This window comes from Coleofasciculus sp. F4-SAH-05 (assembly GCF_040222985.1).
GTDB classification, from domain to species: Bacteria; Cyanobacteriota; Cyanobacteriia; order Cyanobacteriales; family Coleofasciculaceae; genus Coleofasciculus; species Coleofasciculus chthonoplastes.
In genome coordinates this window covers 36,485-59,114 of record NZ_JAVKBY010000021.1, presented here as the reverse complement: position 1 = coordinate 59,114, position 22,630 = coordinate 36,485, and the positions used below count along the sequence as shown (strand labels likewise).

At 45.3% G+C, this 22,630-nt stretch carries 25 protein-coding genes and 1 pseudogene; 9 read left to right on the top strand and 17 right to left on the bottom strand.

Annotated elements, in window-relative coordinates:
- Nucleotides 1-168: 168 nt before the first annotated feature.
- The gene (locus RIG27_RS02475; RefSeq protein WP_446342096.1) at nt 169-1,461 is read right to left on the bottom strand and encodes a dihydrolipoamide acetyltransferase family protein; all 1,293 of its coding nucleotides are present in this window, start codon (nt 1,459-1,461) and stop codon (nt 169-171) included.
- Between the two features lie 222 nt (nt 1,462-1,683).
- Between RIG27_RS02475 and RIG27_RS02470 the strand changes: the two genes are divergently transcribed.
- Nucleotides 1,684-2,256 (top strand): hypothetical protein, encoded by a 573-nt coding sequence (locus RIG27_RS02470; protein WP_446342095.1) that lies wholly within the window; start codon nt 1,684-1,686, stop codon nt 2,254-2,256.
- 45 nt (nt 2,257-2,301) lie between these two features.
- On the opposite strand, the pseudogene RIG27_RS02465 reads toward RIG27_RS02470, so the two are convergent.
- The 3 genes and pseudogenes from RIG27_RS02465 to RIG27_RS02455 form a co-directional block, all read right to left on the bottom strand.
- Nucleotides 2,302-2,385, bottom strand: a pseudogene (locus RIG27_RS02465) (pentapeptide repeat-containing protein); the annotation flags it as partial.
- Complete coding sequence (locus tag RIG27_RS02460) at nt 2,363-2,593, bottom strand: hypothetical protein (protein WP_446342093.1); 231 nt, start codon at nt 2,591-2,593, stop codon at nt 2,363-2,365. The pseudogene RIG27_RS02465 and the gene RIG27_RS02460, both read right to left, overlap by 23 nt.
- A gap of 36 nt (nt 2,594-2,629) precedes the next feature.
- Nucleotides 2,630-4,327, bottom strand: coding sequence for a glycosyltransferase family 39 protein (locus RIG27_RS02455; RefSeq protein WP_446342091.1), 1,698 nt, complete (start codon nt 4,325-4,327; stop codon nt 2,630-2,632).
- Nucleotides 4,328-4,582: 255 nt separating this feature from the next.
- Between RIG27_RS02455 and RIG27_RS02450 the strand changes: the two genes are divergently transcribed.
- Together RIG27_RS02450 and RIG27_RS02445 are read left to right on the top strand one after the other, a co-directional pair.
- Entirely contained in the window at nt 4,583-4,864 is a 282-nt protein-coding gene (locus RIG27_RS02450) for a hypothetical protein (protein ID WP_446342089.1), read from the top strand.
- Between the two features lie 466 nt (nt 4,865-5,330).
- On the top strand, nt 5,331-6,284 hold the full coding sequence (locus RIG27_RS02445; protein ID WP_446342087.1) for a sulfotransferase domain-containing protein: 954 nt from the start codon (nt 5,331-5,333) through the stop codon (nt 6,282-6,284).
- 38 nt (nt 6,285-6,322) lie between these two features.
- On the opposite strand, the gene RIG27_RS02440 is transcribed toward RIG27_RS02445, so the two are convergent.
- On the bottom strand, nt 6,323-6,781 hold the full coding sequence (locus RIG27_RS02440) for a glycosyltransferase (RefSeq protein ID WP_446342085.1): 459 nt from the start codon (nt 6,779-6,781) through the stop codon (nt 6,323-6,325).
- Nucleotides 6,782-7,314: 533 nt separating this feature from the next.
- A complete protein-coding gene (locus tag RIG27_RS02435) occupies nt 7,315-8,331 on the bottom strand; it encodes a cyanophycinase (protein WP_446342083.1) in 1,017 nt (338 codons plus the stop codon).
- A gap of 452 nt (nt 8,332-8,783) precedes the next feature.
- Between RIG27_RS02435 and RIG27_RS02430 the strand changes: the two genes are divergently transcribed.
- Nucleotides 8,784-9,161 carry a DUF2237 family protein gene (locus tag RIG27_RS02430; protein WP_446342081.1) on the top strand — a complete coding sequence of 126 codons (378 nt, stop codon included), beginning with the start codon at nt 8,784-8,786 and terminating at the stop codon, nt 9,159-9,161.
- Between the two features lie 121 nt (nt 9,162-9,282).
- On the opposite strand, the gene RIG27_RS02425 is transcribed toward RIG27_RS02430, so the two are convergent.
- The 4 genes from RIG27_RS02425 to RIG27_RS02410 form a co-directional block, all read right to left on the bottom strand.
- Nucleotides 9,283-9,825 carry a hypothetical protein gene (locus tag RIG27_RS02425; RefSeq protein WP_446342079.1) on the bottom strand — a complete coding sequence of 181 codons (543 nt, stop codon included), beginning with the start codon at nt 9,823-9,825 and terminating at the stop codon, nt 9,283-9,285.
- A 49-nt stretch (nt 9,826-9,874) separates the two neighbouring features.
- Nucleotides 9,875-10,609: an NUDIX hydrolase gene (locus tag RIG27_RS02420; protein ID WP_446342077.1), complete on the bottom strand. Its 735-nt coding sequence runs from the start codon at nt 10,607-10,609 to the stop codon at nt 9,875-9,877.
- Between the two features lie 93 nt (nt 10,610-10,702).
- Nucleotides 10,703-11,269, bottom strand: a complete 567-nt coding sequence (locus RIG27_RS02415) for a nicotinate-nucleotide adenylyltransferase (RefSeq protein WP_446342075.1) — start codon at nt 11,267-11,269, stop codon at nt 10,703-10,705.
- 219 nt (nt 11,270-11,488) lie between these two features.
- Nucleotides 11,489-12,865: a nicotinate phosphoribosyltransferase gene (locus RIG27_RS02410; RefSeq protein WP_446342073.1), complete on the bottom strand. Its 1,377-nt coding sequence runs from the start codon at nt 12,863-12,865 to the stop codon at nt 11,489-11,491.
- 73 nt (nt 12,866-12,938) lie between these two features.
- Between RIG27_RS02410 and RIG27_RS02405 the strand changes: the two genes are divergently transcribed.
- Entirely contained in the window at nt 12,939-13,520 is a 582-nt protein-coding gene (locus tag RIG27_RS02405; RefSeq protein ID WP_446342071.1) for an IS607 family transposase, read from the top strand.
- Between the two features lie 165 nt (nt 13,521-13,685).
- Here the strand turns inward: RIG27_RS02405 and RIG27_RS02400 are convergent, their stop codons facing one another.
- Nucleotides 13,686-13,817 carry a hypothetical protein gene (locus RIG27_RS02400; protein ID WP_446342069.1) on the bottom strand — a complete coding sequence of 44 codons (132 nt, stop codon included), beginning with the start codon at nt 13,815-13,817 and terminating at the stop codon, nt 13,686-13,688.
- A gap of 386 nt (nt 13,818-14,203) precedes the next feature.
- On the opposite strand from RIG27_RS02400, the gene RIG27_RS02395 reads away from it, so the two are divergent.
- Nucleotides 14,204-14,356, top strand: coding sequence for a hypothetical protein (locus RIG27_RS02395; RefSeq protein ID WP_006102658.1), 153 nt, complete (start codon nt 14,204-14,206; stop codon nt 14,354-14,356).
- 98 nt (nt 14,357-14,454) lie between these two features.
- On the opposite strand, the gene RIG27_RS02390 is transcribed toward RIG27_RS02395, so the two are convergent.
- The 5 genes from RIG27_RS02390 to rpaB form a co-directional block, all read right to left on the bottom strand.
- Entirely contained in the window at nt 14,455-14,682 is a 228-nt protein-coding gene (locus RIG27_RS02390; protein ID WP_446342067.1) for a hypothetical protein, read from the bottom strand.
- Between the two features lie 70 nt (nt 14,683-14,752).
- Nucleotides 14,753-15,577, bottom strand: a complete 825-nt coding sequence (locus RIG27_RS02385; protein WP_446342065.1) for a hypothetical protein — start codon at nt 15,575-15,577, stop codon at nt 14,753-14,755.
- A gap of 18 nt (nt 15,578-15,595) precedes the next feature.
- On the bottom strand, nt 15,596-15,916 hold the full coding sequence (locus RIG27_RS02380) for a DUF456 family protein (protein ID WP_446342063.1): 321 nt from the start codon (nt 15,914-15,916) through the stop codon (nt 15,596-15,598).
- A gap of 68 nt (nt 15,917-15,984) precedes the next feature.
- On the bottom strand, nt 15,985-16,647 hold the full coding sequence (locus RIG27_RS02375) for a cofactor assembly of complex C subunit B (RefSeq protein WP_446342061.1): 663 nt from the start codon (nt 16,645-16,647) through the stop codon (nt 15,985-15,987).
- Nucleotides 16,648-16,752: 105 nt separating this feature from the next.
- Complete coding sequence (rpaB, locus tag RIG27_RS02370; protein ID WP_044208692.1) at nt 16,753-17,481, bottom strand: response regulator transcription factor RpaB; 729 nt, start codon at nt 17,479-17,481, stop codon at nt 16,753-16,755.
- Between the two features lie 174 nt (nt 17,482-17,655).
- Here rpaB and radA point away from each other — a divergent pair, with 174 nt between their 5' ends.
- Entirely contained in the window at nt 17,656-19,239 is a 1,584-nt protein-coding gene (gene radA, locus RIG27_RS02365) for a DNA repair protein RadA (protein ID WP_446342058.1), read from the top strand.
- Nucleotides 19,240-19,367: 128 nt separating this feature from the next.
- Here radA and RIG27_RS02360 read toward each other — a convergent pair whose 3' ends face one another.
- On the bottom strand, nt 19,368-20,114 hold the full coding sequence (locus tag RIG27_RS02360; RefSeq protein ID WP_446342056.1) for a creatininase family protein: 747 nt from the start codon (nt 20,112-20,114) through the stop codon (nt 19,368-19,370).
- Nucleotides 20,115-20,430: 316 nt separating this feature from the next.
- On the opposite strand from RIG27_RS02360, the gene RIG27_RS02355 reads away from it, so the two are divergent.
- Together RIG27_RS02355 and RIG27_RS02350 are read left to right on the top strand one after the other, a co-directional pair.
- Entirely contained in the window at nt 20,431-21,183 is a 753-nt protein-coding gene (locus tag RIG27_RS02355) for a response regulator transcription factor (RefSeq protein ID WP_446342054.1), read from the top strand.
- A 121-nt stretch (nt 21,184-21,304) separates the two neighbouring features.
- On the top strand, nt 21,305-22,597 hold the full coding sequence (locus RIG27_RS02350; protein ID WP_446342052.1) for an ATP-binding protein: 1,293 nt from the start codon (nt 21,305-21,307) through the stop codon (nt 22,595-22,597).
- Nucleotides 22,598-22,630 lie beyond the last annotated feature (33 nt).

The following is a 22,630-nucleotide window of genomic DNA, read 5'->3' as shown; positions in this document are numbered from 1 at the left end:
ATGAGTAGTGCTGTTACTCTTAACTCCAGTAGGTAGACTAGCTTAAAATCTGCGAAAGTCTTGCGGTGAGATAATCCGAGAGTAATTTCAAGGGGAAATTTCCCCTTAAGTTGACACCAATGGGCAATGCCGTGCCCCTACAGGTGGTGTGACTCAGCTCGCATCCGATTACAGTGTCAACGATTGCGGATTTGTTTCAATCAACTTCGCCAAATCTTGCAGGAAAGCTGCTGCATCAGCACCGTAAACAATCCGGTGATCACATGTCATATTCACCTGCATCTGATTCCGTACACCCATCATGCCATCCGTTGTCGCCACAACTTGCGGACGTGATGCGCCAATGGCTAGGATTGCCCCTTGTCCGGGAGGTAAAATCGCATCAAAACGGTCAACACCGTACATCCCTAAATTCGAGATGGTAAACGTACCGGAACTATATTCCTCCGGTTGCAACTGCTTGCGTCGGGAGCGTTCTACCAACCCTTTCCAGGTGCGAGACAAGGAATAAATATCCACCTCATCGGCTTTTTGTAACGTCGGTGTAATCAGTCCTCCATCTGCCATAGCCACAGCGACAGCCACATTGATGCCAGCGTGATACTGAATCCCCTTTTCCGTATAACAAGCATTGATCGTGGGATGTTGTTTTAATGTCACAGCGACGGCTTTCGCTAATAGGGCGGTCATGGTTACGCCCTTAGGCTTAATTTGTTTATACAGCTTATCCAATTCATTGGTAGTGATAGTATACCCTACCCGGAAAGCTGGCACCTGAAGACTCGCCACCATATTCCGCACCACGGCATTTTGCAGGGTGTTGAACGGAACCACTTCACCGAGGGGGACAGAAATCGGTGTCGTGGGTGTCGCCATCGGTTGAGCCGCAGGCTGAGATGGTGAGTGTTGCGGTGCGGCGCTGGGTTCGGGTTGGGGAGTTTTGCCAGCAGCGGCTTCCACATCTTCTGCCACAATGCGTCCGTGAGGACCACTACCCGTCAACGTATCAAGTTCAACCTTCAACTCCCTGGCTAATTTCTTAGCCCTAGGAGAGGCGACAGTGCGTCCATTACGGCGACTGGGGGTATCTTGCGCTTGGGGAGCGGCTGAGACAGTAGCAGGTTCAGGTTCAGGTTTTGGCGTTTGATCAGGTGGAGTACTGGCTGGGGCTGAGGCGGAACTGGATTGGGAGGCTTGTTGTTTAGCCGTCTCAATTTCGTCAGGAGTTTCGGCTAGTAGGGCAATTGCCTCCCCGACAGGTACGGTTTGACCTGCGGGTACAGTAATGACGGCTAGATAGCCTTCATAGAACGACTCCACATCCATATCCGCCTTGTCAGACTCAACCACTACCACGGTTTCGCCTTTCTCTATTTTGTCCCCTGGGGATTTCACCCAAGAGACAATTTTGCCTTCGGTCATGGTGGAGCTAAGGGCGGGCATGAAAACTTCGTGGATCATGAGGTGGTATTCCCAATGAACTAGGCGTTAAATAACAATAGCATTTGCCAGATCGCATTTTAGCGTGATGACGGGTTCTCAAACTATAAAGGTCGAAAATAGGGAACAGGGAATGGGGAACTCTTAACAGGGAACAGGAAACAGGGATTACCCACCCGCCCCTAAATCTGGGTGCTTCTCCATACCAACCTACAATAGAATTAGCCGCTTACTAGAAAGCTGATGGATTGGATGGTCAAGTCTGGCAAAATTTCTTTGATGAGTCTCGCTAGTATGATATTCATGCTGACGGCTTGCACAGGCGTCAGTAATCGCCCAGAAACGACAGTTACAGCCGCTAAGCCTTCACCTGATGAAACGATTTCCTCATCGACTGAGCCAGCCCCCGATTCTCCAGGTAACTCGACTCCCCAGCAAAATTTTTCATCGGCTCAGACTCCGGCGGCTAACCGGGAAGATTATCGTTCCATTGATCTATCCCAACAAGCAGATAGGATGAGTTTAACCGGTAGCAATCCAAACGCGATCGCACTCTCGGCGTTTGGTAGTAGCGACGCTGACACGGATTCACCCACCGTGGATGTCTCCTATCCTCAACCGGATCAGGCAATTGTGATTCTGACTCAAACTGGATTAAAGGATGATTCTGTGCAAGATATCCGATATCGCGTTGATTTTCAGAAAAATCCCTCTGCTCAAGCTAATGAACAATGGCAGATGATTTGGGCAGGATCTCAGTTCAAATGTTACCCTGGGCGCGGTCATCAAGACTGGGCACCTGAACTTTGTTTGTGAGCGGGTTTTCTGGGCGCACGTCGGTGCGCCCCTGCAGTAGACAAATTATCGACATCCTAATGATTCGCGAGTCTCTACCCCCGTTTTCGAGTTAATGCCACTGGCTTTAGTGCAGAGATTTTGGACTTGTAGTTTGGGTTAGATTCATATTAGATATCTCCAGTTCAGCTAAATTTTGACCGGAGAAATCCATGGCACTTAGATCAGATACACCGTCATTAATAAGCTGTCTGGCAGAGGAATTAGCAGCTTGGGCAGATAGGGGAACTAAAACCAAAACCAACGCCAGAATTAGAGCAGCGAGTCCTTGAATAGACTTAATAATACTTACTTTCATTACCACGGTTGCCGAAAACATCTTTTCTGGTGTAGCTTACGCCAAATCTTGACCACATCGGTATAACTGATAAGGAATACCAATCCGGTAATGTTGACTCGGATCAAGGATACAGCTTTTTTGGTTCGCGATCGCAAGAGTTTGGGGATAGTCTCGCCGCTTCAAACCGGGAGCGATTACCCAGAGATTCAATTGAGACACGGAGGGTATAGCTAATTTGGATAACTGCTGCCAGACTTGATCATATCCCTGTTGGCGACTTAAAAATGCGATCGCGCGATCGCCCTGTTGACTTCCACCCTCTGAATCTAATGCCAAGGCAAAGCTCAATCCTAATCCTACATCCTGAAGATCCTTATATCCCATCACCATGATCAGGGGAACCGTGGGTTCAATTGTCATATTTTGCGCCACCTGCTGAGGATAATAGGGTTTGAGAAACACCAAATTAGCCACAACACAAACCGTACTCACCAGAGAGATAGCCAACGTTAACATGATTACCCCTCTCCCCTGCACCCCTGCATCTGTGCGCCTAGACGCGCCATGGCGCGTCTCTACATTTACGGTTAAACTCGCAGCCAATAGCGCACAAATCGCCGGATAATAAACAAAGTTATAACGGGGGACAATGGAGATATCCTTACCTAATCCGTAAATAATTGCCAGAAATTGCAGCAATACAGCCAAAGTAAACCCGAATAGCGTTAACGTGGCTAACTGAGTTGAAGGCTGATGCAGCAGTCGTTTAACTCCCACGCCTCCCCGCCAAATAATCCACCCACCCAACAAGAGAGTTAATCCTCCCATGGGTATCACAATCCACAAGGGTTGATTTTCCACGGGTAAAGCAATCATCATCAGGAACCAACCCACCAGTAATTGCACCAAAGGCGTAATACTATCCGGTGGCGGTAGCCAATTGGTTTCTTGTCGCCCCATATCTGCCAAAAGCATACCCCACCACGGCAGATAGCTAACTGCCATTCCCGCCATTACCAGCGCCACAGCACTCCAACTCCCACTAGGGTTACGCCGACGATACCAAATCATCCCGGAAATGAGGGTCAAAATTTGGGCAATGACAGCCAGAAGAAAAAAGTAGTGGACATAACAACCGATACTGTTCACCATACCCCAACCTAGCCATAGCCAAGGGGAAGGCAATTGCTGATCATAAAGACGCTGCTGAATCGGGATTAATGCCAAAAGTGCCAGAATAATCAGCAACATCGGCAACGTGTAGTGACGCGCTTCCTGAGACAAGTAAACCGCAAAAGGAGACACCGCCATTAACGCAGCGGCGATTAATCCCGCGATTGGCGAAAAGATGAGACGATTGAGAACGTAGATTGCCGCGATCGCACTAACTCCAATTAATGCTGGAAATGAACGCAACACCCACGCCAGGGGTTCGGTTCCCGTAAACCTTAGCCACGAATGCATTAAGCAAAAGAATAAGGGGGGATGCGTGGATTCTTGGGCAAGGGTTTGGGCAATATCTCTACAGCTAGCCTCCGGTTGCAGAGTGAAGAGTTCTTGGAGGGTGGACAAAGAAAATACCACATCTAATGGTAAATCATTATACTCCCGTCCCAGACTAAAGAAAGCCGTGAGAACTTCATCCAGCCACAGAGGTTTTAAATCAAGATGCCAAAATCGGAGGAGGGTTCCCAGGATAATGATTCCAGTAAGGATAAAATAATGGTGAGTCAGTTTTTGGCGTAGGTGCATAGTTAGGATTTTCGCGCAAAAACCACTCTAGCGAGAATTGGGTTAATTTGAGCGATTGAAATCGCAGCTACACAAACAAAGTCCGCCTGCGCGGACTGGGTTATAAGTATTAGTAGCGAGCAAGATGCTCAATGTAGCGAGCAAGATGCTAGCACTACGGCAAGGTATGGCACGTAAATGTGTAGGGGCGGGTTTCACTACTATCTCTTCGGTTGCACCCAGATGCAACTAAACCCGCCCCGATTCGCCGGTTTCTTGGACTGGTCTAGATTTAATCTTCATGGTGATGCTCCTGAACATGCCTTTGAAGCACTGACTGGAACGTTATTTGAGCGCTGGTGTTATCGGGAGTATGCCGATCAAATTAGGCGAGTCGTCTTCGTTAATGGTGCAGGTGGCGATGGTGGTGTTGAGGCATATACTCAACTGAAGGATGATCAGGTTATCGGATTGCAAGCGAAGTGGTTTAGAGAACCTCTGGAGTCTTCTCAGATAGAACAGATTAGAACGTCTTTAAAGACCACATTCCGCACTTAAACTTGAAGTGTGTTTTGTAGTACAATGAGGGATAGTAATCGCCCCCTAAAATAAGTATTTATACTTATTTTTTTTTTTGCAAATAATAAATCAGCCAAAACAATGGGTAAAAACTGTCAAAAAATCGAAATAAAAAACCTTGATCATTTAGGGATAATAGCCATTACCTCCAATAGGCGTAGATCTAGCGAAGCTGACACCAGGGGCAATCTAGCTCAAAACCCTTGTCCTATAAGCGTTCCAGAAACCTTAATGCTCTGTCATTTCAGTTCGTCTAGCCCGTCCATTGTCACCTTCTAATCAAAATGTTTGAGTTATTACTTAATTATCAAGTACTATTAGTGGGCTATCGCCCATCACCATAGGGACGCTTCGCGGCGGCGCGAAGGCAAGCTCCGCGCCGAGCCTGCGGTACGCTCCCCCTCGCGTTGCTAGTTTCTGCAAAAGGAGTACAAGGAGTATACAGATGCGCTTACCAGATTTTCTAATTATTGGAGCAGCCAAGTCTGGAACAACAACACTTTATAAATACTTGTGCCAGCATCCTCAAATATATATGAGTGTACCTAAGGAACCTAATTTTTTTGGAGATGACGGATGTTATGCTAAAGGATTAGATTGGTATACCTCTCTATTTATAAATGCTAAATCACATCAATTCTGTGGTGAAGCATCAACTTTTTATACTCTTAATTTTACATCAACAACACCCCTATTTTCCTACAAATTACAACCAGTTACTGTGTCTAAATGTGCTGGTAGAATAGCAAAAATAATACCCAATGTAAAGCTAATATATATCATGCGAAATCCAATAGATCGAGCTTACTCTCATTGGTCACATCACATGAGAATCGCACAATATTTAGACCTTAAAGAAAATACAAGCAAAAGATATGTTACTAAAATTATGGTGGAACGCTTTGAAGATAACATGAGACACCAATTATTTTATTTAGAAAATAGTAATTATATGGAGCGAATAGAACAGTATCTTTGCTACTTTCCCAGAGAATCTTTTCTTTTTTTATTTATGGATGATTTAATCCACGCAACAGCAGATACACTTCGCAAGGTTTGTAATTTTTTGGAGATTGATGAAATTGATTTAACCAAAGGAGAGTCGATTTGGGCGAACGATAAACGTTACCATTTTGACAATATCATACGTTCACGTATAACGACTCCTTTGAAGTCAATTCCCGGTGTTTCCCGCGTAGCTTCTTTGTTACCGCAAGGGTTGCACGATTGTGTTTATCAGGGACTAAGACAACTACCCACTGGGAAGCAGATTGAACAGAAATACTTACCGCCACCGATGCTTCCAGAAACCCGTAAGATATTAATCGAAAGGTTTCGGGAGCCGAACCAAAAACTTGCTGAGTTTCTGAACTGTGACTTATCCCACTGGTCAAAATAAAGCACCAAAGCCTAATCATACTGCTAAACCTAGAATTGTTAAGCATCAATGCTTAATGCAAAACCGGCTTTGTATACCGAATAATTAACCGTCAGTTCTGCAAGAACATCTATAAAATTGGGTGGTAAATTTGAAGAAAACTGCAAATCAGGATCTGTATATCCGAAAACTTCAGGAAGCAAATCATATATCTCTTTTATAAAACCAACATAATGACCAAAATTTTTAGGCAAAAATATGACGGATGCCTTTTGCGTTTCTCTTATCTTTCTCAATAAGTATAGGGTATTATTATCATCAGAACAGTTATCAAAAATAATAGGTTTTATACCAAATTTTTGTAATTGATTAATAATGTTTTCTACATAACTACCATTGTTATATGATATTACGATAACAGGTATTTTATTCGGGTTTTCTTTAATTGATAATTTTATATTTTCTAAATGTAGTATAGACAATAGAAATATATAAATCTTTGTATGAATATTACTCAACTATTTATTGACACGATACTTCATAAATAAACGGATACGCTGGATAGTGTGTAAATATAGTCGCATACTGATACTTAATCACTCAATTTTGCAAAAAGCGATAGTCTTCATTGAATACTCTGATTTTGCTTATTTGTTTTACGCCAAAAAGTTAGTTTTGTTATAAAAATTCATAAGTTTATTACAAGTACAATGCAAATTTATTATCACATTTAATTATTTAACGACGGCTTTAGAATAAGCAGTTTGAGAGAAAGTACATTACCTTCAATACCGTAGTTTAGACTAGATGGCGTAGATCTAGCAAGGTTGTCACCGGAGACAATCCTGTAATCTATCGTGCTACATTTTGAAGTGCGGAATGTGGATTAAAGACATGACGTCATCCTTGTAGTGCGAGCATCTTGCTCGTTACTAATACCCAATTTAAATGCATAAAAGCTTATCACTTTTCTAGTTCAGTCCGCGTAGGCGGACTTTGTTTGTGTAGCTGCGATTTCCAATCGCCCTTTTATCCCTTTGTTTGCGCCCTTTTATCCCCTCTGCACAATACCATCCTGGACACTGGCTCTACGATAACCCCTTGAGGGTAAATTTTTCAGATCAAATTGCTCACCGTTTTCGCGTTTCCAAATCTTGTAATTAGAAAACGTGAGTGGGGTTTGAGGTTCGCACTCTTCCGGGATATGATCGGCTAAAACAAAATACACTGCACCCTCTCCCATAACCTGGGCTAACCCATTTCTGTTAACCACCACTGAGGTTCCCTCATCAATACCTATCCCCACGACACTATCAGCGATTCCATCCCGAAGTTGACGCGCCATGAATGTCATCAATCGACCCATGCGATCGCGATCGCTAAAATGGGTGTCTATAATCGTACCCTTCATCAGCGACCAATTGAACAGATCATAACTAAACAGAATATCTTCATAGGGATCATCTAAGGCATACTCACTATCAACCGCATCCGAACAGGCGTTATAGATAAACTCACCTTGAATCATCGCCCCCGCACTGGTTCCCCCAATCCCACCGCCCTTAGCGCCAACGGATTTAATCGCGTCTGCTGTCGCTGTATGCTTAAAATTGCGGGTATAGTCGCACTGATCACCACCTGCAAAAAATACCACCTCAGCTTGGCGAATTGTATCCGCCACATCTGAAGAATTAGCATCATCTCGACTACGAATAACCAAGGTTTCAACCGAATCCACCCCATTCATCGCCAGAATCGGTTCATTATAGCCAGCCGAACCCGATGAGCGAATCACAACCACATCAATCTGAGCCGAACAGTCGGTGCAACCTCTCGCCTGATTAATCATCCACTGAATCGCTTCATCCACATCAGCCCCCCCGCCACCTAAGTCAAAAGCAATACCTGCGGGAACATTGATATCAGTCGAATTGCCATCAAAATAGCGGATAACCTTGGCGGATGCTGGTGCAACCCACAGCGATAAGCACACAAATACTATTGCTACCAGCTTGATGATTTTGGCAAGGGGCAAGCCAGAGGTAGATTGACAATGACGATAACCCATAGAATTATTGGAAAATAAACCCCGATATCAATAGTGGCACCAGTAAAAGGGCAGATATAACTGCCACAACCGTGACTGGATCTACATTGATAACGTTTTTTTCAGGTTTATTGCTCATCGAACACCCTCCCAAATTGACTAAATACTGCTTTACTACCCGACTGGGTAAACTGCTGTCCCTATCTTACTGCCAACTGGGTGATCAAGATGGCAGATGAGGGATGAAACAGTCTTAGTACAAAGATCTAGAAAAGTACGTTTGGTTGTCTTGTAGGGGCGGGTTTCACGGCTCACATTTTTTTCCAGCCCCGATGTAACTAAACCCGCCCCGATCAAGGTGCGAGGATTCTCTAACCAATCACCAATGACGCATGACTAATACGGGTCTTGCTGGATAGAAGCGTCTCTATGTATCCTACTGATGGAACGGTTTGTCAATAAAAGGTGCTGTCATGGCTAATTCAAAAAACGTCCTGGGTACAGAACTAGAAACCTGTTGCACATCTCCCATGACTGGATTTTACCGGGATGGGAAATGTAGTACTGGAGGCGGTGACTTTGGCGCTCACGTTGTTTGCGCTCAAGTTACCGAAGAGTTTCTGGAATTTACCAAACAGCGTGGGAATGACTTGAGTACACCCCTTCCCGGATTTAACTTTCCCGGTTTAAAACCAGGCGATCGCTGGTGTCTATGTGCGTCTCGTTGGCAAGAAGCCCTCGAAGCTGGCGCTGCACCTCCTGTGGTTTTGTCTGCTACTCATGCATCGGCGTTAGAATATGTTTCCTTAAGTGAACTTAAACAACATGCTCTTGATGCTCAAGGTGCCTAAAAACTTGTGGAATTTTTAATCCAAACGTATTTGAGAGTTTGTGATGTTATGTCCGTTTGTGTTTAACTTGTTTCTAGAGCAATAGGTGCGTTACGCTTCGCTAACGCACCCTACAATTAACTCATGAAAGAACCGGATTAGAATCAGTATCAACATTGTCTAAAGCGGGTTTTAGAACCTGCCAAGCTTGTTGCGCTTCGGGTAAAAATTGATCTCGTGCGGCTTTAGCTTCGGCAAACTTGATTAACGTTTTGGCAAAACTCTTATCCGTCGCCTGCTGCATTTGTTCGGGAGTCAGGGGTTCGGGGCTAAAGAGTGCCTCAATTACCGGACGCAACTCCAACGCCTGCTGCTGTATCTCTTCTAGGGTAACTCGTAAGCTGGCTAAATTCGCGATCGCCTTCACCGCCTGAATGATTTCCGGCTCATCTTCTGGCGATTCAACGGCTGATGGGGGTCCAACCACAATTAAATCTTCACTGCTTAACCCATCGGCAAAACTATTCTCATCTAAGCTGGTATCCTCTGGGTCATCCATCCGGCGTTCGATTTCTTCCAGCGCCTTTTTGCGACTGCGCTCACTATCCGTTCTGCCGCTGACTTCGATAAATAAACCCAGTTCCTTTAAATGTTTGGTGGTGTACTGAATAGTCGATTTGGTCATAATCGTTTCGATAAACAATAATTATAAACTACGATAAACTGTTATATCTTCAAAGAAAAACCAACGGCTTATCCTTCAACGGCGCAAACGCCTCAGCATCAAACCGATATAAAGAGGCTGGACGTCCTGCTCCCCGTGAGGATTTTAGACCAGTATCGGCTAAAAAACCCAACTTTAACAAACGGGTGCGGAAGTTAGAATAATCTGAGAAGTTTTCGCCTAAAACAGTAGTATAGAGTTGATACAAATCACTCAGCGTAAAAACATCGGGTAATACGTCAAACGCGACAGGACTATACTCCAACTTATTCCGCAAACGCTGATATCCATACTCGATAATTTTGCCATGATCGAAGGCTAGGGAAGGTATTTCCTTAACCGGATACCACGCAATACCACTCACTCCCTCAGCAATGAACTGTGCTTCTTCAAACCGAACTAAGGCAAAGTAGCTAACCGATAGGTAACGAACGCCAAAGCTTTTTGGGGATTCCCTAGGATCGCGATTCGGACCACCAAAGGTGTAGAGTTGTTCCAAGTAGAGATTATTCACCCGAATTTTTTCTACCAGAACCCGATGGGCGGCATTTTCTAGGGATTCTCCCTGGCGCACCAGTGTTCCAGGCAAACTCCACTGACCGGAAAAAGGTTCATCCCGGCGCATGATTAACAGCACCAAGACGCGGTTTTGTTGAGTATCGACAGAAAAAATAACAGTGTCAACACTGACTTTGAAGTCAGCTAACGCTGGTTGGTTGCTCGGTTTGATGCCGCGTTCTGACATGGTTATCCAAAACTGTGACGTTTTGAACTTAAAACAGTGATAGTCCCCCTAAAAGTATAGCTAAGAACGTCCATCTTCCGGAGTCACCGTTGATCAAGCATATAATTTTTCTCGATTGATATAGTCTTTGACAGAAGGTGTTATGACATCTGGATCTCCTTTTTCACGATAGGCTGTGGAGGAAACTCCAGGAACATTCAGATCCGCGATCGCAACGTGAGTTCCAAGCTGCCTCAATCTCTCTAAACCTGCCTTGTCTATGTCATACCCGGGACGCGGTACAATCAGTAACTGTACCTGGCTGAGTAATTCTTCAATCCGATACCAACGGGGTATCTGATTGACTAAATCCGAACCCACCACGAGAGTATAGTTCACCTCATCCCCCCAAATTTCCTTGGCTTTGGCTAAGGTTTCCAGAGTTCTGCTACGACTCAACTCCTCATGTACGCCAATATTATTACGCGGTGTTTCAATTTCGGAAATTAACACCTCTAACATCCGCTTGCGGTGTTCTAGGGAGGTTTGGTGAGACTTAAACGGATTATCTGACGCCCAGACAGCGACTTTGTTGTAATGGTTGGACAACCATTCGAGAATGGTCTGATGGGCTGCCGTGGGGGGATCAGCACTCGTTCCGAATAAGGCAATAGTGGTCATATCAAGTCCAATAGCATCGTCATTATAGATTGGGCAGGGGGATACAGATACAAGAAACAAGCATGTTATCTTCGACCCTCGTGTAGGGGCGCGACCCGCTTGCACAAATCAACAATTATATCCACTCAATTTGCTCGGGTCGCCCTTTACTCAAATGTCTGTTTCAGAAAGTGTTTTTGTCGTTATTTTTTTTCTTTAAATACTACATCATATCTAAATTTAGACATCGGCGGCTTTTTGATTTAATCGTTTTTTCGTCTGTTGAGTAAGCTGTTTTAATGCATCAGAAACGTCTACTTGTAGAGGCTGGGGATCATCAAGTTTACGGATTGAATCAGGAATCATTTTCACCGTCATCGCTGTACGTTTTTTGATGTCCGCTAACAGTTCCGGTGGGTTTAAGCGTTTACCCTCTTTAACCATCAGTTGAAGCAGGGGCTGTTCATTTTCTTGAGGAGATTCGGATGCCATTGCTAGTCGATCTTTGCTAATTTTCCAGTCAACGTAATGGCGGAAAACTTGTTTGCGTCCAGGATAGGTTTCTTTGCTACTCGACTGCTTCATTGTGGGAATGCCATCCATTTCCACCAGTTTGTACACCCCATTAACTGGTTTACCTGTCACTAATCGTGTACCGACGCCATAACCGTCAATAATACCACCCGCCTGTTGAATTTTAGCAATCTCCCATTCATCCATGTCACCACTGGCAAAGATTTTCGCATCCGGTAGCAGCGAGTTCACTTGTTTAGAGAGATCAGCAATATCTCCAGAATCTAAGCGCACGCCTGCAACTTTTGCCTGATTTGCTTTAACCTGTTCTGCCAGACGTTGAGCCGCCGCTACTGTATTGTATGTATCAATTAATAGAGGTGCAGTGGGAAAATAGCGTTGAAATGCACTAAATGCCTCATCCTCACTCCCCGATACAGCAGCAATTGCCATCACCAGCGAATGTGCCATTGTGCCACTGGGTTTTTGGTTTAACTTCAGCGCGGCGACCACATTTGAGGTAGAATCAAACCCGGCGGCTAATGCTGCCCGTGCTGCCCAGATTGACCCTTGCGGACTAAACGCACGGCGAGTGCCAAATTCCAATAGCTTGACATCCTCTCCAGCGACATCTCGCATTCGCGCTGCCCGAGTCGCAATCAGGGTTTGGTAATTAATTGTATTGAGAATATAAGTTTCTACCAGTTGGGCTTGCCATAGGGGGGCTTCTACCCGCATCAGGGGTTCATGGGTGAATACGGCGGTTCCTTCGGGTAAAGCCCAAACATCGCCAGCAAATCCTCCTGACTTGAGGACTGACCAAAAGCTTTCGGGGACTTGATCAAATAGTCCTGTTGCCTGCAACGCCTCTATATGGGATTCGGAGAATTGAAGCTTTTCCAGATAATCTAATGCCTGTGCTAAACCCATGGCAATTAAATAGCCAAAGCCGTTAGGCAAACGTCGCACGAATAACTCAAAGCTGGCGCGTCGATTCTCTAACCCTTCACCAACATAGCAAGCTGCCATGGTCAGTTCATAGAGATCGGTTAATAGGCTGTAATCGCTTGGGGTGAGGGTGAGTTGCTGATCTTCCTGTGGCATAAGTTTCAAAAGAGTATTGTAAAGTTTCAATAAGAATATAGTCAGATGTAGTCATGTTGTGTAATATATAGACATGAAACTCTCAGACTATGCCAAAAAAGCAGGAATCAGTTATCGAACTGCTTGGAGGTGGTGGAAACAAGGAAATTTGACAGGTCATCAATTGCCGTCTGGTACGATTATCATAACGTCGGAGGCGATTGAGGACAACTTGAAACCTGACTTGATAGCTTGTATTTATGCAAGAGTTTCCAGCGCCCAAAACAAAGATGATCTAGATCGACAAGCAGAGCGGTTAAAAGATTATGCAATTGCCAGAGGCTACAAAATTTATAAAATTGTCAAAGAGATTGGAAGTGGTTTAAATGACAATCGAAAACAATTGGCTAAAATTCTAGTAGACCCAAACTACAATATTTTGATTGTAGAACATAAAGACCGTTTGGCTAGATTTGGAACGAATTATATAGAAATACTCCTCAAAGAATTAGATAAAAAGATTGAAATTGTTAATCAGAGTGACGAGAAACAAGATGAATTAATGGACGACTTAATAGCAATTATTACCTCGTTTTGCTCGCGAATTTACGGATTAAGAAGGTCGAAAGGAAAAACCGAAAAGATTATAGCCGAGTTAAAATCTCACGGACAATAATGCGACTAGCGGAAAGACATACTATATTTGACTATACTTTTACCAACTATTGTGCAGTTTGTTCTGTCTGTATTCAATAACTTTCAGTTGGATAGCTAATGGATTAGGAAAACTAGCAATAAACGCTAAGTAGGTAGGGACAATAAAAGTTAACGGCACAGATCGTCATTCGTCATTCGTCATTCGTTTATGTAAGCATTCAGGGGCTAACTGATCCAGTTCAGAAGGGTTGTAGTGAACATCCAACCGCTGTCGAGACAATGCCCGCAGAAGTCGGCGCAAATTTTTCGGCTGCATAACTATACCTAACAAATCAAAACAACTTGCCTTAATCAATGTGGAGCGTTTGGCAGACTTCGGTGCAGCAGCCGCAGTTAAGCCTGCTTATGCCATTATACGATCAGGCGTTTAAGTTTGCTGGACTCTCGTAGCGAATGTTGGGGTTTCCCTCCATGAGTGCAACAAATTATTACAGAATGTCAAGGATGTAAACGAAAATTTATACAAATAGGGAATAATCGGGCGTTTGACTGAACCTTGAGAAAAGTATTGCAAACATAATCAAATAAATGTTGCAAAATACTGTTTTTGTGTGGTGTATCCCTCATAATTAACAAGTGAATTGCATACCAATACACCAATTTAAATCTGATTGAGATTTACTCTATTAGGAGGACAAGGTTATGAATATTTCCAAACTGTTTGCAGAAATGACCCAATATATATCAGAAGCGGTTGTGAGAATTTTCGGTCCCAGTGACGATGCTTATCCGTCTACGGGCGTGCAACCCTTCAGTGGTGAACCTTTCCACGAACCCAGAAGAGCGGATTGGTAACCTCCGATAACAATCGGTAAAAAATCGGTAATTTTTCATGGGTTCATTCCCAAAAATAAGTTGGTGAAGATATGTTAAGTCTCTTCACCAACTTTTATTTAAATAAGTAGGTGGACACAATTAAAGTTAACTGTTGAGATTAGGGAACAGGGAACAGGGAACCACAATCCCAACCCTAGAGGACAAAGGCGAATCAACACGTTTCCCCAACCCAGGAAAATGCTGAGATCGGTGAGAATGACACCACCAATCATGAGGACTCCCCAGAAATAAAGTAGCCAATTGAGGCGTTCAACTTTTACCCAAAAGTTGGTGAGTACCACCATCGCTGTAGTACCAATTAGGGTGATTCCTATACCGTTAACTTTCTGCGATTAACCATTTTTGTGTTTTTCATTATTCATTAAAGATTCTAAAAATTTTTACGCAGTCTTGTAAATTAGTCTTAGCAAAATCAGGAGTTTTATCCCAACTAATCGGCTGAAATTCACTTATTTTTATCGGCTTCATATCTTCAAATGACCATTGTACCTCTGCCGCATCTAGAGAGGGTTGGCGATAAGCAATTTTAACATTTTTGACCGTATTTTCATTGGCTATTCCTTTAAAACAACGACTATGCTCAGTTTGCCAAAAATACTCCTGTCCAATTAGTACATCATCAGTTTTGACAAACACTAAATACCGACTACCCGGACGGTCAAACTCGGCTGATTCGCCATAAAAATAATTGCCATCGGGTAAATTTGTAATCGTCGGCTTACGGTGATCAACTCTTGGTGGTTTGGGTAAAGGGGGTGGGACAGCTTTAGAAGCGTCTGGAGTGGGCGAAGGAGGTATCTCAGGGGAGACAGAGGGTGTATTAGGGACTTGTTCAGGAGTCGGTAAGACAACTATCTCTGGGGGTACAGATGAAATCGTGGGCGTGGGGAGGGGTGAAACCTTTAGTGTTTCTGTGGGAAGGGGTGAGACATTCGGGGTAATCAGGGGAAAGGAAAAATCAGCGGGTGTTTCTGATACAGGGGGTGAGGGACTCTGGGCATTTTCAGGGGATTTAGAGGACTTACAGCCAAACAAACCAAGTCCCACAACCGTGAGAATCACCAACCACTGAATCCTGGGGATACTCCGCCAGTAAGCCTTTCGGGTGTCAGAGTGAGAGTCCTGGATATAAATATGACCCCCTTTCGAGTCTATCGTTGTCGTCAAGTCCTTTGTCATCCTGTCAACTCGAATCGTTTACCCTGCAACTCCGGGGGGGAAGGTGGTAAACACAAACACAATAACTGTCGCCAGCGCCAATGCTCCCTGAATTAAATTCCCCACCAGGGAACCCACCACAATCCCTAAACTAGCCTTAAACGCAGCATTTAACCGTAGCTCTAATTCCAACTGACGGCGAGATAAAAACTCACCGATAAATGCTCCTAACAGAGGACCAATTAAAATCCCTAACAAAGGACCTCCCACAGGTAAAGCGGGAAGACCAGGGACTACAGCACCCACGACACCCACAAGCATCAGGGCAATTAATATCCAGTAGAGCAAAGTGATAGACATCTAAACTTAACGATATCAAGGTCAACGTTCCTCAAACCCTTACAAATAACAAATGACAAATGACGATCCTAACCGTTGACATTCGACTGTACTGACTGACTCAACGTGTTCTCTAGTTTATCAGCTAACCCCTCAATCCAGCGCTCATCTTGTTTGGTGTAACTGCGGGGAGCATTCGCGCCTAAAATTAAAGCACCCTGATTGCCCAGGGGTTGACAGATGAGTCCTTGGGTATTTTCTGGCAAGTAGTCAAATTCGATTCGTCCGGGATACAGTTTCATGTCAACCAGATAAATAGGTTTTTGTTGATCGAGAACCCGCTTCAAGATAGCACCCGGTTTCACCTCTGGGTTAACCCCCAATATTCCCCGCCGTAGTAGCACCCTCCCCTGATAAAACACAACCAGCGATCGCGTTACGGTATTGGTTAATAATAAATGTGACGCCCAAGCCAGTTCTGTTTCCACCGTCTCCGGTAAACCAGGTGCCAGTTCAAACCCTTCCTCCCCGATCAAATCTACCGCATCTGGCGATCGCGGCTGCACTTGCTGCCACAGCAAACCTGTCAAAATCAATATGGCACTCAGAATCACCCCCAGTGCGTCTGAACGCGCCTGAGATTCCGTAAGTTGGTGAGTCAGCAGGCGATTGATTAACAATAGCGTCCCGCCTAATCCCCCAACAATAAACGGTAATTGTCGCAACACAGAATTTTGATCAGGTTTAGCCATTATTTGCACAGCGTTTATTGTTTTAATGGACGCAAGCCTGTCCTAACTGTTGTAGCGGTTGCTACAACACTCAACATTCACAACTCAAAACCCAAAACTCAACACTTATTCCTCCCCTGCTTCGAGTATCCGTTGAAATAAATACCCTGTCCCTCGTGCGGTGAGAATCAACTCCGGATTGCTGGGATCATCTTCCAGCTTGGCTCGCAGTCGAGAAATATGAACATCGACAACGCGGGTATCGACGTGGCGTTCTGGGGTATACCCCCACACCTCCTGTAAAATTTCTGACCGAGAGAAGGGTTCCCCAGAGCGACTGACTAATAACTCCAGGAGACTGAATTCCATCCCTGTGAGCCGAATCCGTTCGTCTCCCTTATAAACCTGTCGTTTGTTCGTATCAATTTTGATACTGGCGACATGGATTACCCCAGAACTGGGAATCCCGGAAGCACCCACCTTGTCTACCCGCCGCAATACCGAACGAATCCGGGCTTCTAACTCTTTGGGCGAAAAAGGCTTGACCACATAATCATCCGCGCCCAACTCTAACCCGGTAATTCTATCGGCAACATCACCCAATGCCGTTAGCATGATGATGGGGATATCCGATTCCTTTCGCAACTCTTGACAGACGCCGTAGCCATCCAGCTTGGGCATCATCACATCTAAAACCACTAAATCGGGTTCACTCGTGCGGAAGGTTTCTAAGGCTTCTTCCCCGTCGGCGGCGGTGACGACATCGTAGCCAATCATCGACAGGCGAGTTTCCAAGATCCGGCGGATACTCGCTTCATCATCAACAACTAGAATTTTTTCCTTATGAGTTTCCAATGGATTCAAGACTCCTAATTTACAGTCAACGAAATGTTAATTTATCAGTAGCTTATCTCTAAGATATAACGTTATACGAAGCTTTTTTAAGCTATAACGCTTTTATTTGACATTTGCTTACGACTTTTTAAGATTGGTTTAATTATTGAAAATTCCTAGCACCTTGAGATCAGGATGCCTAAAACTAAATCCATCTATGTTTGTAATCAATGTGGGGCAGAACACTCCCAGTGGTTCGGCAGATGCTCCTCCTGCGGCACGTATAACTCCTTAGAGGAGAGTATGCTGTCAACGACTGCCAACATGAGAAGTGGGGGAAGGCAATCAAATGCCCGTGCCTACACTCCGTCTCCTACCTCTGGACGCGCTCAACCGAGGTCTTCACTCAAGTTCTCAGAAATTTCCAATAATGTCCAGATCCGATTTGCTTCCGGGTATAGTGAACTGGATCGAGTGCTGGGGGGAGGGATCGTCCCTGGCTCCTTGGTATTGATTGGCGGTGATCCGGGGATTGGCAAATCCACGTTGCTGCTACAGGTGGCAAATCAACTGGCACAGGAGCATCGTATCCTTTACGTTTGTGCTGAAGAGTCGGGACAACAGGTGAAACTGCGAGCCTCTCGCCTGGGTGTTTGTGCTGCTCCGATTCAGGAGGAGGCAGATAATAATAGTGAGCAGACGAATAATGGTGCGCCCAAAAAGCGGGGGAAGTCGGCAAAGTCGAAAACGGCGAATGGGAGTAAAGCTTCCCAGGAGCAAGAGCCAAATCTGTATGTGTTGCCAGAGACAGACTTAGAGGAGGTGTTACGGGAGTTGGAGTCCCTAAAACCCCAAGTCGCCGTCATTGACAGTATCCAGACGCTGTATTTCGCGGCGTTAACCTCTGCACCCGGTTCAGTGGCGCAAGTGCGGGAATGTACCTCAGCCTTGATGCAGGTGGCAAAGCGGGCAAATATTACGTTATTCATTGTCGGACATGTGACTAAGGAAGGTGCGATCGCAGGACCAAGGGTGCTGGAACATTTGGTGGATACGGTATTGTATTTTGAGGGCGATCGCTTTGCCTCCCATCGTCTGCTGCGATCGGTGAAAAATCGGTTTGGCGCCACCCACGAAATCGGTATTTTTGAAATGGTGGATAAGGGGTTGCAGGAGGTGCTGAATCCGTCGGAGTTATTTTTGGGAAATCGGGATGAAATGAGTCCGGGTACGGCGACTGTGGTGGCTTGTGAGGGGACTCGTCCGATTTTAGTTGAGTTACAGGCGTTGGTTTCCCCCGCCAGTTATGGGGCGCCGCGTCGCTCAACCACTGGTGTTGATTACAGTCGATTACAGCAAATTTTGGCAGTCTTGGAAAAACGGGTGGGGATTCCTCTGTCTAAATTAGATGCTTATGTGGCTACGGCTGGCGGGTTGGGAGTCGAAGAACCGGCGGCTGATTTGGGGATTGCTATTGCTGTAGTGGCGTCATTTCGCGATCGCATGGTTGATCCCCGCACCGTGATGGTTGGTGAAGTGGGATTAGGGGGACAAGTGCGGCTGGTGTCGCAGATGGAACTGCGGTTAAAGGAAGCGGCAAAATTAGGATTTAAACGCGCGATCGTTCCCAAGGGTCAAGTGTTACCGGATCTGGATATTGAGGTGATCCCGGTTTCCAGGGTGCTGGATGCAATTATTGCTGCTTTACCGGGAGGATTGCGCCAGAATTCAGCAAATGAGGCAAATGAGGCAAATGAGGAAGAGGAAGATGACTTTTAGGGGTTCCGGTTTTGTTCTGAGTTGTTGGGAAAAAGAAGTTTGTTATTATCAACAACAATAATTTCCCAGGAAATATCCTCTGTCCCTTCCTGCGATCGCAACCTATCCAGAACCACTCTAAAAGACTGTCACTCAGTATGCAAAAATTCCAGATAGGCTTGACTCATTTCCTTCACCGCCACCTCATACAACTGCTGACCATGTTCCGGTTTAGCTAAGGCGGGATTAGATCCCATGCGTCCATCGGGATAGCGGCGGCGGAAATCTGTCGCACCGTAAATTGGATGTCCAGATGCTATATTAGCCGCTAAGGGGGCTTTCTTGATCGCTTCCGGATAAAGGTATTGAGTTAACGCCACTTCGCTGGGTGTGGCGTGAGAGCCTTCCTGATTGCCATACAGTTGCTTGGCTAATTTATAAACCGAATTACAGGTAAACCAGTTGGCAAGGCGACATCTTACTTGATCACTATGGGGAATGTTGAGATCCCAGAGATAGGCGTAACTCTCAGAAAAGGCAGCTTTCAGGGTAGCCACGTTACCACCATGACCATTAATAAAGAAAAATCGGCTAAATCCAGCCCGGGTTAAGCTGACTAAATAATCTTGGATGACATGAATTAAGGTACTAGGTTTCAGGCTCATCGTACCAGGAAACCCTGTATGATGCAGCGCCATACCCACGCTAATCGTGGGACTAACGATCGCATTGGTTGCTTCACCCACCCCTCGCGCGATCGCTTCGGCACAAATCGCATCAGTACCAATTAATCCCGTTGGTCCATGTTGTTCAGTTGAACCAATCGGCAGAATAATTCCCGGCGATCGCTTCAAGTACTCCTCAACCTCGATCCAGGTCATTAAATGTAGCAGCATTATCCCTTCTAAAAAAGTGAAAGCAGGTGGACTAGGGTGACCAGCCTCCTGCTTTGTTTCTGTAAGACCCCTCATTCTGTCATACTTGCGTATGACATGTATTACACTATCTTTAGTGTATGTCACCATGGGGAAATCGGCAATAAAGTTACGCAAATTGTTTTAAGTCTTCAAAAATTCACCGGGTATAGTCACACCAGCCGAATCTTGTGTCACTCTAGACGTAGAGTTCTATTTCTATATCGTTTCAACACCATGATTTTGGTGTATATCTTGGCTTAAACGTTCAGATACCCAAATTCCTTACCATTTATTTATGCTTTCTGTCGATCTACCGCAAAGCCCTTCTACTCCAGAACTGGCACAATCTAACCGCATTCTGGTTGTAGAAGACGAGGATCTCATCCGAGAAATGCTGATGTTGTCCTTACAAGAGGAAGGTTATGACGTGGTGACGGCTGCTGATGGTCGTACCGCTTTAACGCTTCTTTCTGAGGGCGACTCCAATGACCAGGAGAACCACTTTAGCCTGTTGATCCTAGATTTGATGCTGCCTCAGGTTAACGGACTCGATCTATGTCGCTTGATCCGGTATCAGGGAAATTCTATCCCCGTCTTGATTCTCAGCGCCAAAGCTAGTGAAACGGATCGGGTTTTGGGTTTGGAAGTCGGTGCCGATGACTACTTGACCAAACCCTTTAGTATGCGGGAATTAATTGCCCGTTGTCGCGCCCTGCTGCGTCGCCACCGCTATAGTTCCATACCGCAAACGCCGACGTTACAGTTACGGGACATTACCCTCTACCCCCAAGAATGCCGCGTCACGGTGCGTGGCGAGGAGGTGAATCTCTCGCCCAAGGAATTCCGACTGTTGGAATTGTTTATCGGGTATCCCCGCCGGGTGTGGTCTCGCGAACAGTTAATTGATCAGGTTTGGGGACCAGATTTTCTCGGCGATACCAAAACCGTCGATGTTCACATTCGCTGGCTGCGGGAAAAATTAGAAAAAGACCCCAGTCAACCGGAATACCTAATTACCGTTCGTGGTTTCGGCTATCGGTTTGGCTAATTAATTTTAGATGCGACACCGGCGATCGCATCTTACCCAAATCAGTGCCGACATCGCTCTGTCTGTCGAAAGGTTACAATGTCTAGACCATCGCTCGGCAATAGTCTCATTGATCACACCCATGACCCTCTTGACATTTCTCTTGGGTCTAGCTCTAGGAATTGGGGTTGGCTTATGGTTACAACACCGCACCAAACAGCAGCTCAAGCAAACCTTGGAGTTGTTACCAGTCAATTCGACCAGTAACTCGTTTCCCTTAGAGTCTCGTCTACGGGGAGCGATTGTCCAAGCGAATCAGCAGCGCCTTGTCTTAGAAGACCAACTCAACACCATTCAATCCCTTTTTCAAGTCGCGCCCGTTGGGTATTTACAAGTAGACGAAGACAATCACTTAATTTGGTGTAATCAGCAGGCGCGTCAGTTATTACAAATTGACCGATGGGAACCCGGACAGATTCGCTTACTTCTAGAGGTGGTGCGATCCTACGAACTGGATCAGTTAATCGAGAAAACGCGCAAACAGCAACAATCGACGAGCCAAGAATGGGTATTTCATCCCGCCTGTATGGATGGTGCAGCCATGAGCGAAGTGCGATCGCTCACGGTGCGGGCGTATGGTTGGCCCCTCGCTAATGGGCAAGTTGGGGTGTTTCTGGAGAATCGACAACCTTTAATTGAACTCTCGGAATCTCGCAATCAGTGGGTGTCTGACTTAGCGCACGAATTGAGAACCCCACTCACGTCGATTCGCTTAGTCGCAGAAGCGTTACAAGGACGGGTTAATCCTCCAGAAAGCCGTTGGGTTAATCAACTCCTGCAAGAAATTAATCGGTTAATTGACTTGATTCAAAATTGGCTAGAACTCAGCCATCTTGAACAAGATCCAAACAAGAGTCTTACGTATAAATCCCTCGACCTAAACACTTTAATCCAATCGGCTTGGCAACGATTGGAACCTTTGGCAGAGCAAAAACAGTTACATCTTGCCTATCGTGGACCCGATACTCTGCCCATCAAGGCTGATGAGTCGAGACTCATCCAAGTGTTTTTGAATTTATTAGATAATAGTATTAAACATAGTCCCCCCCAAGGATCGATTCGAGTTGAGGTAACCACTTCAACACAGGTTGATCCAACCGAAAAAGTGCTGATGCAAATCGATATTATTGACGAAGGCGCGGGGTTTTCGGGTAATGATTTACCTCGTGTATTTGAGCGACTTTATCGAGGAGATGCTTCGCGGTATCGGCAACCTACATCTGAGAATGTAACCACATTGGGGCGCAGTAGTGGGAGTGGTTTAGGTTTGGCAATTGTTCAGCAAATTGTTCAGGCTCACGGTGGTACAGTTAATGCTAAAAATCACCCGGAAACAGGGGGGGCTTGGTTACAGATTCAATTACCTTGTAATTAGTCATTAGTCATTAGTCATTAGTCATTAGTCATT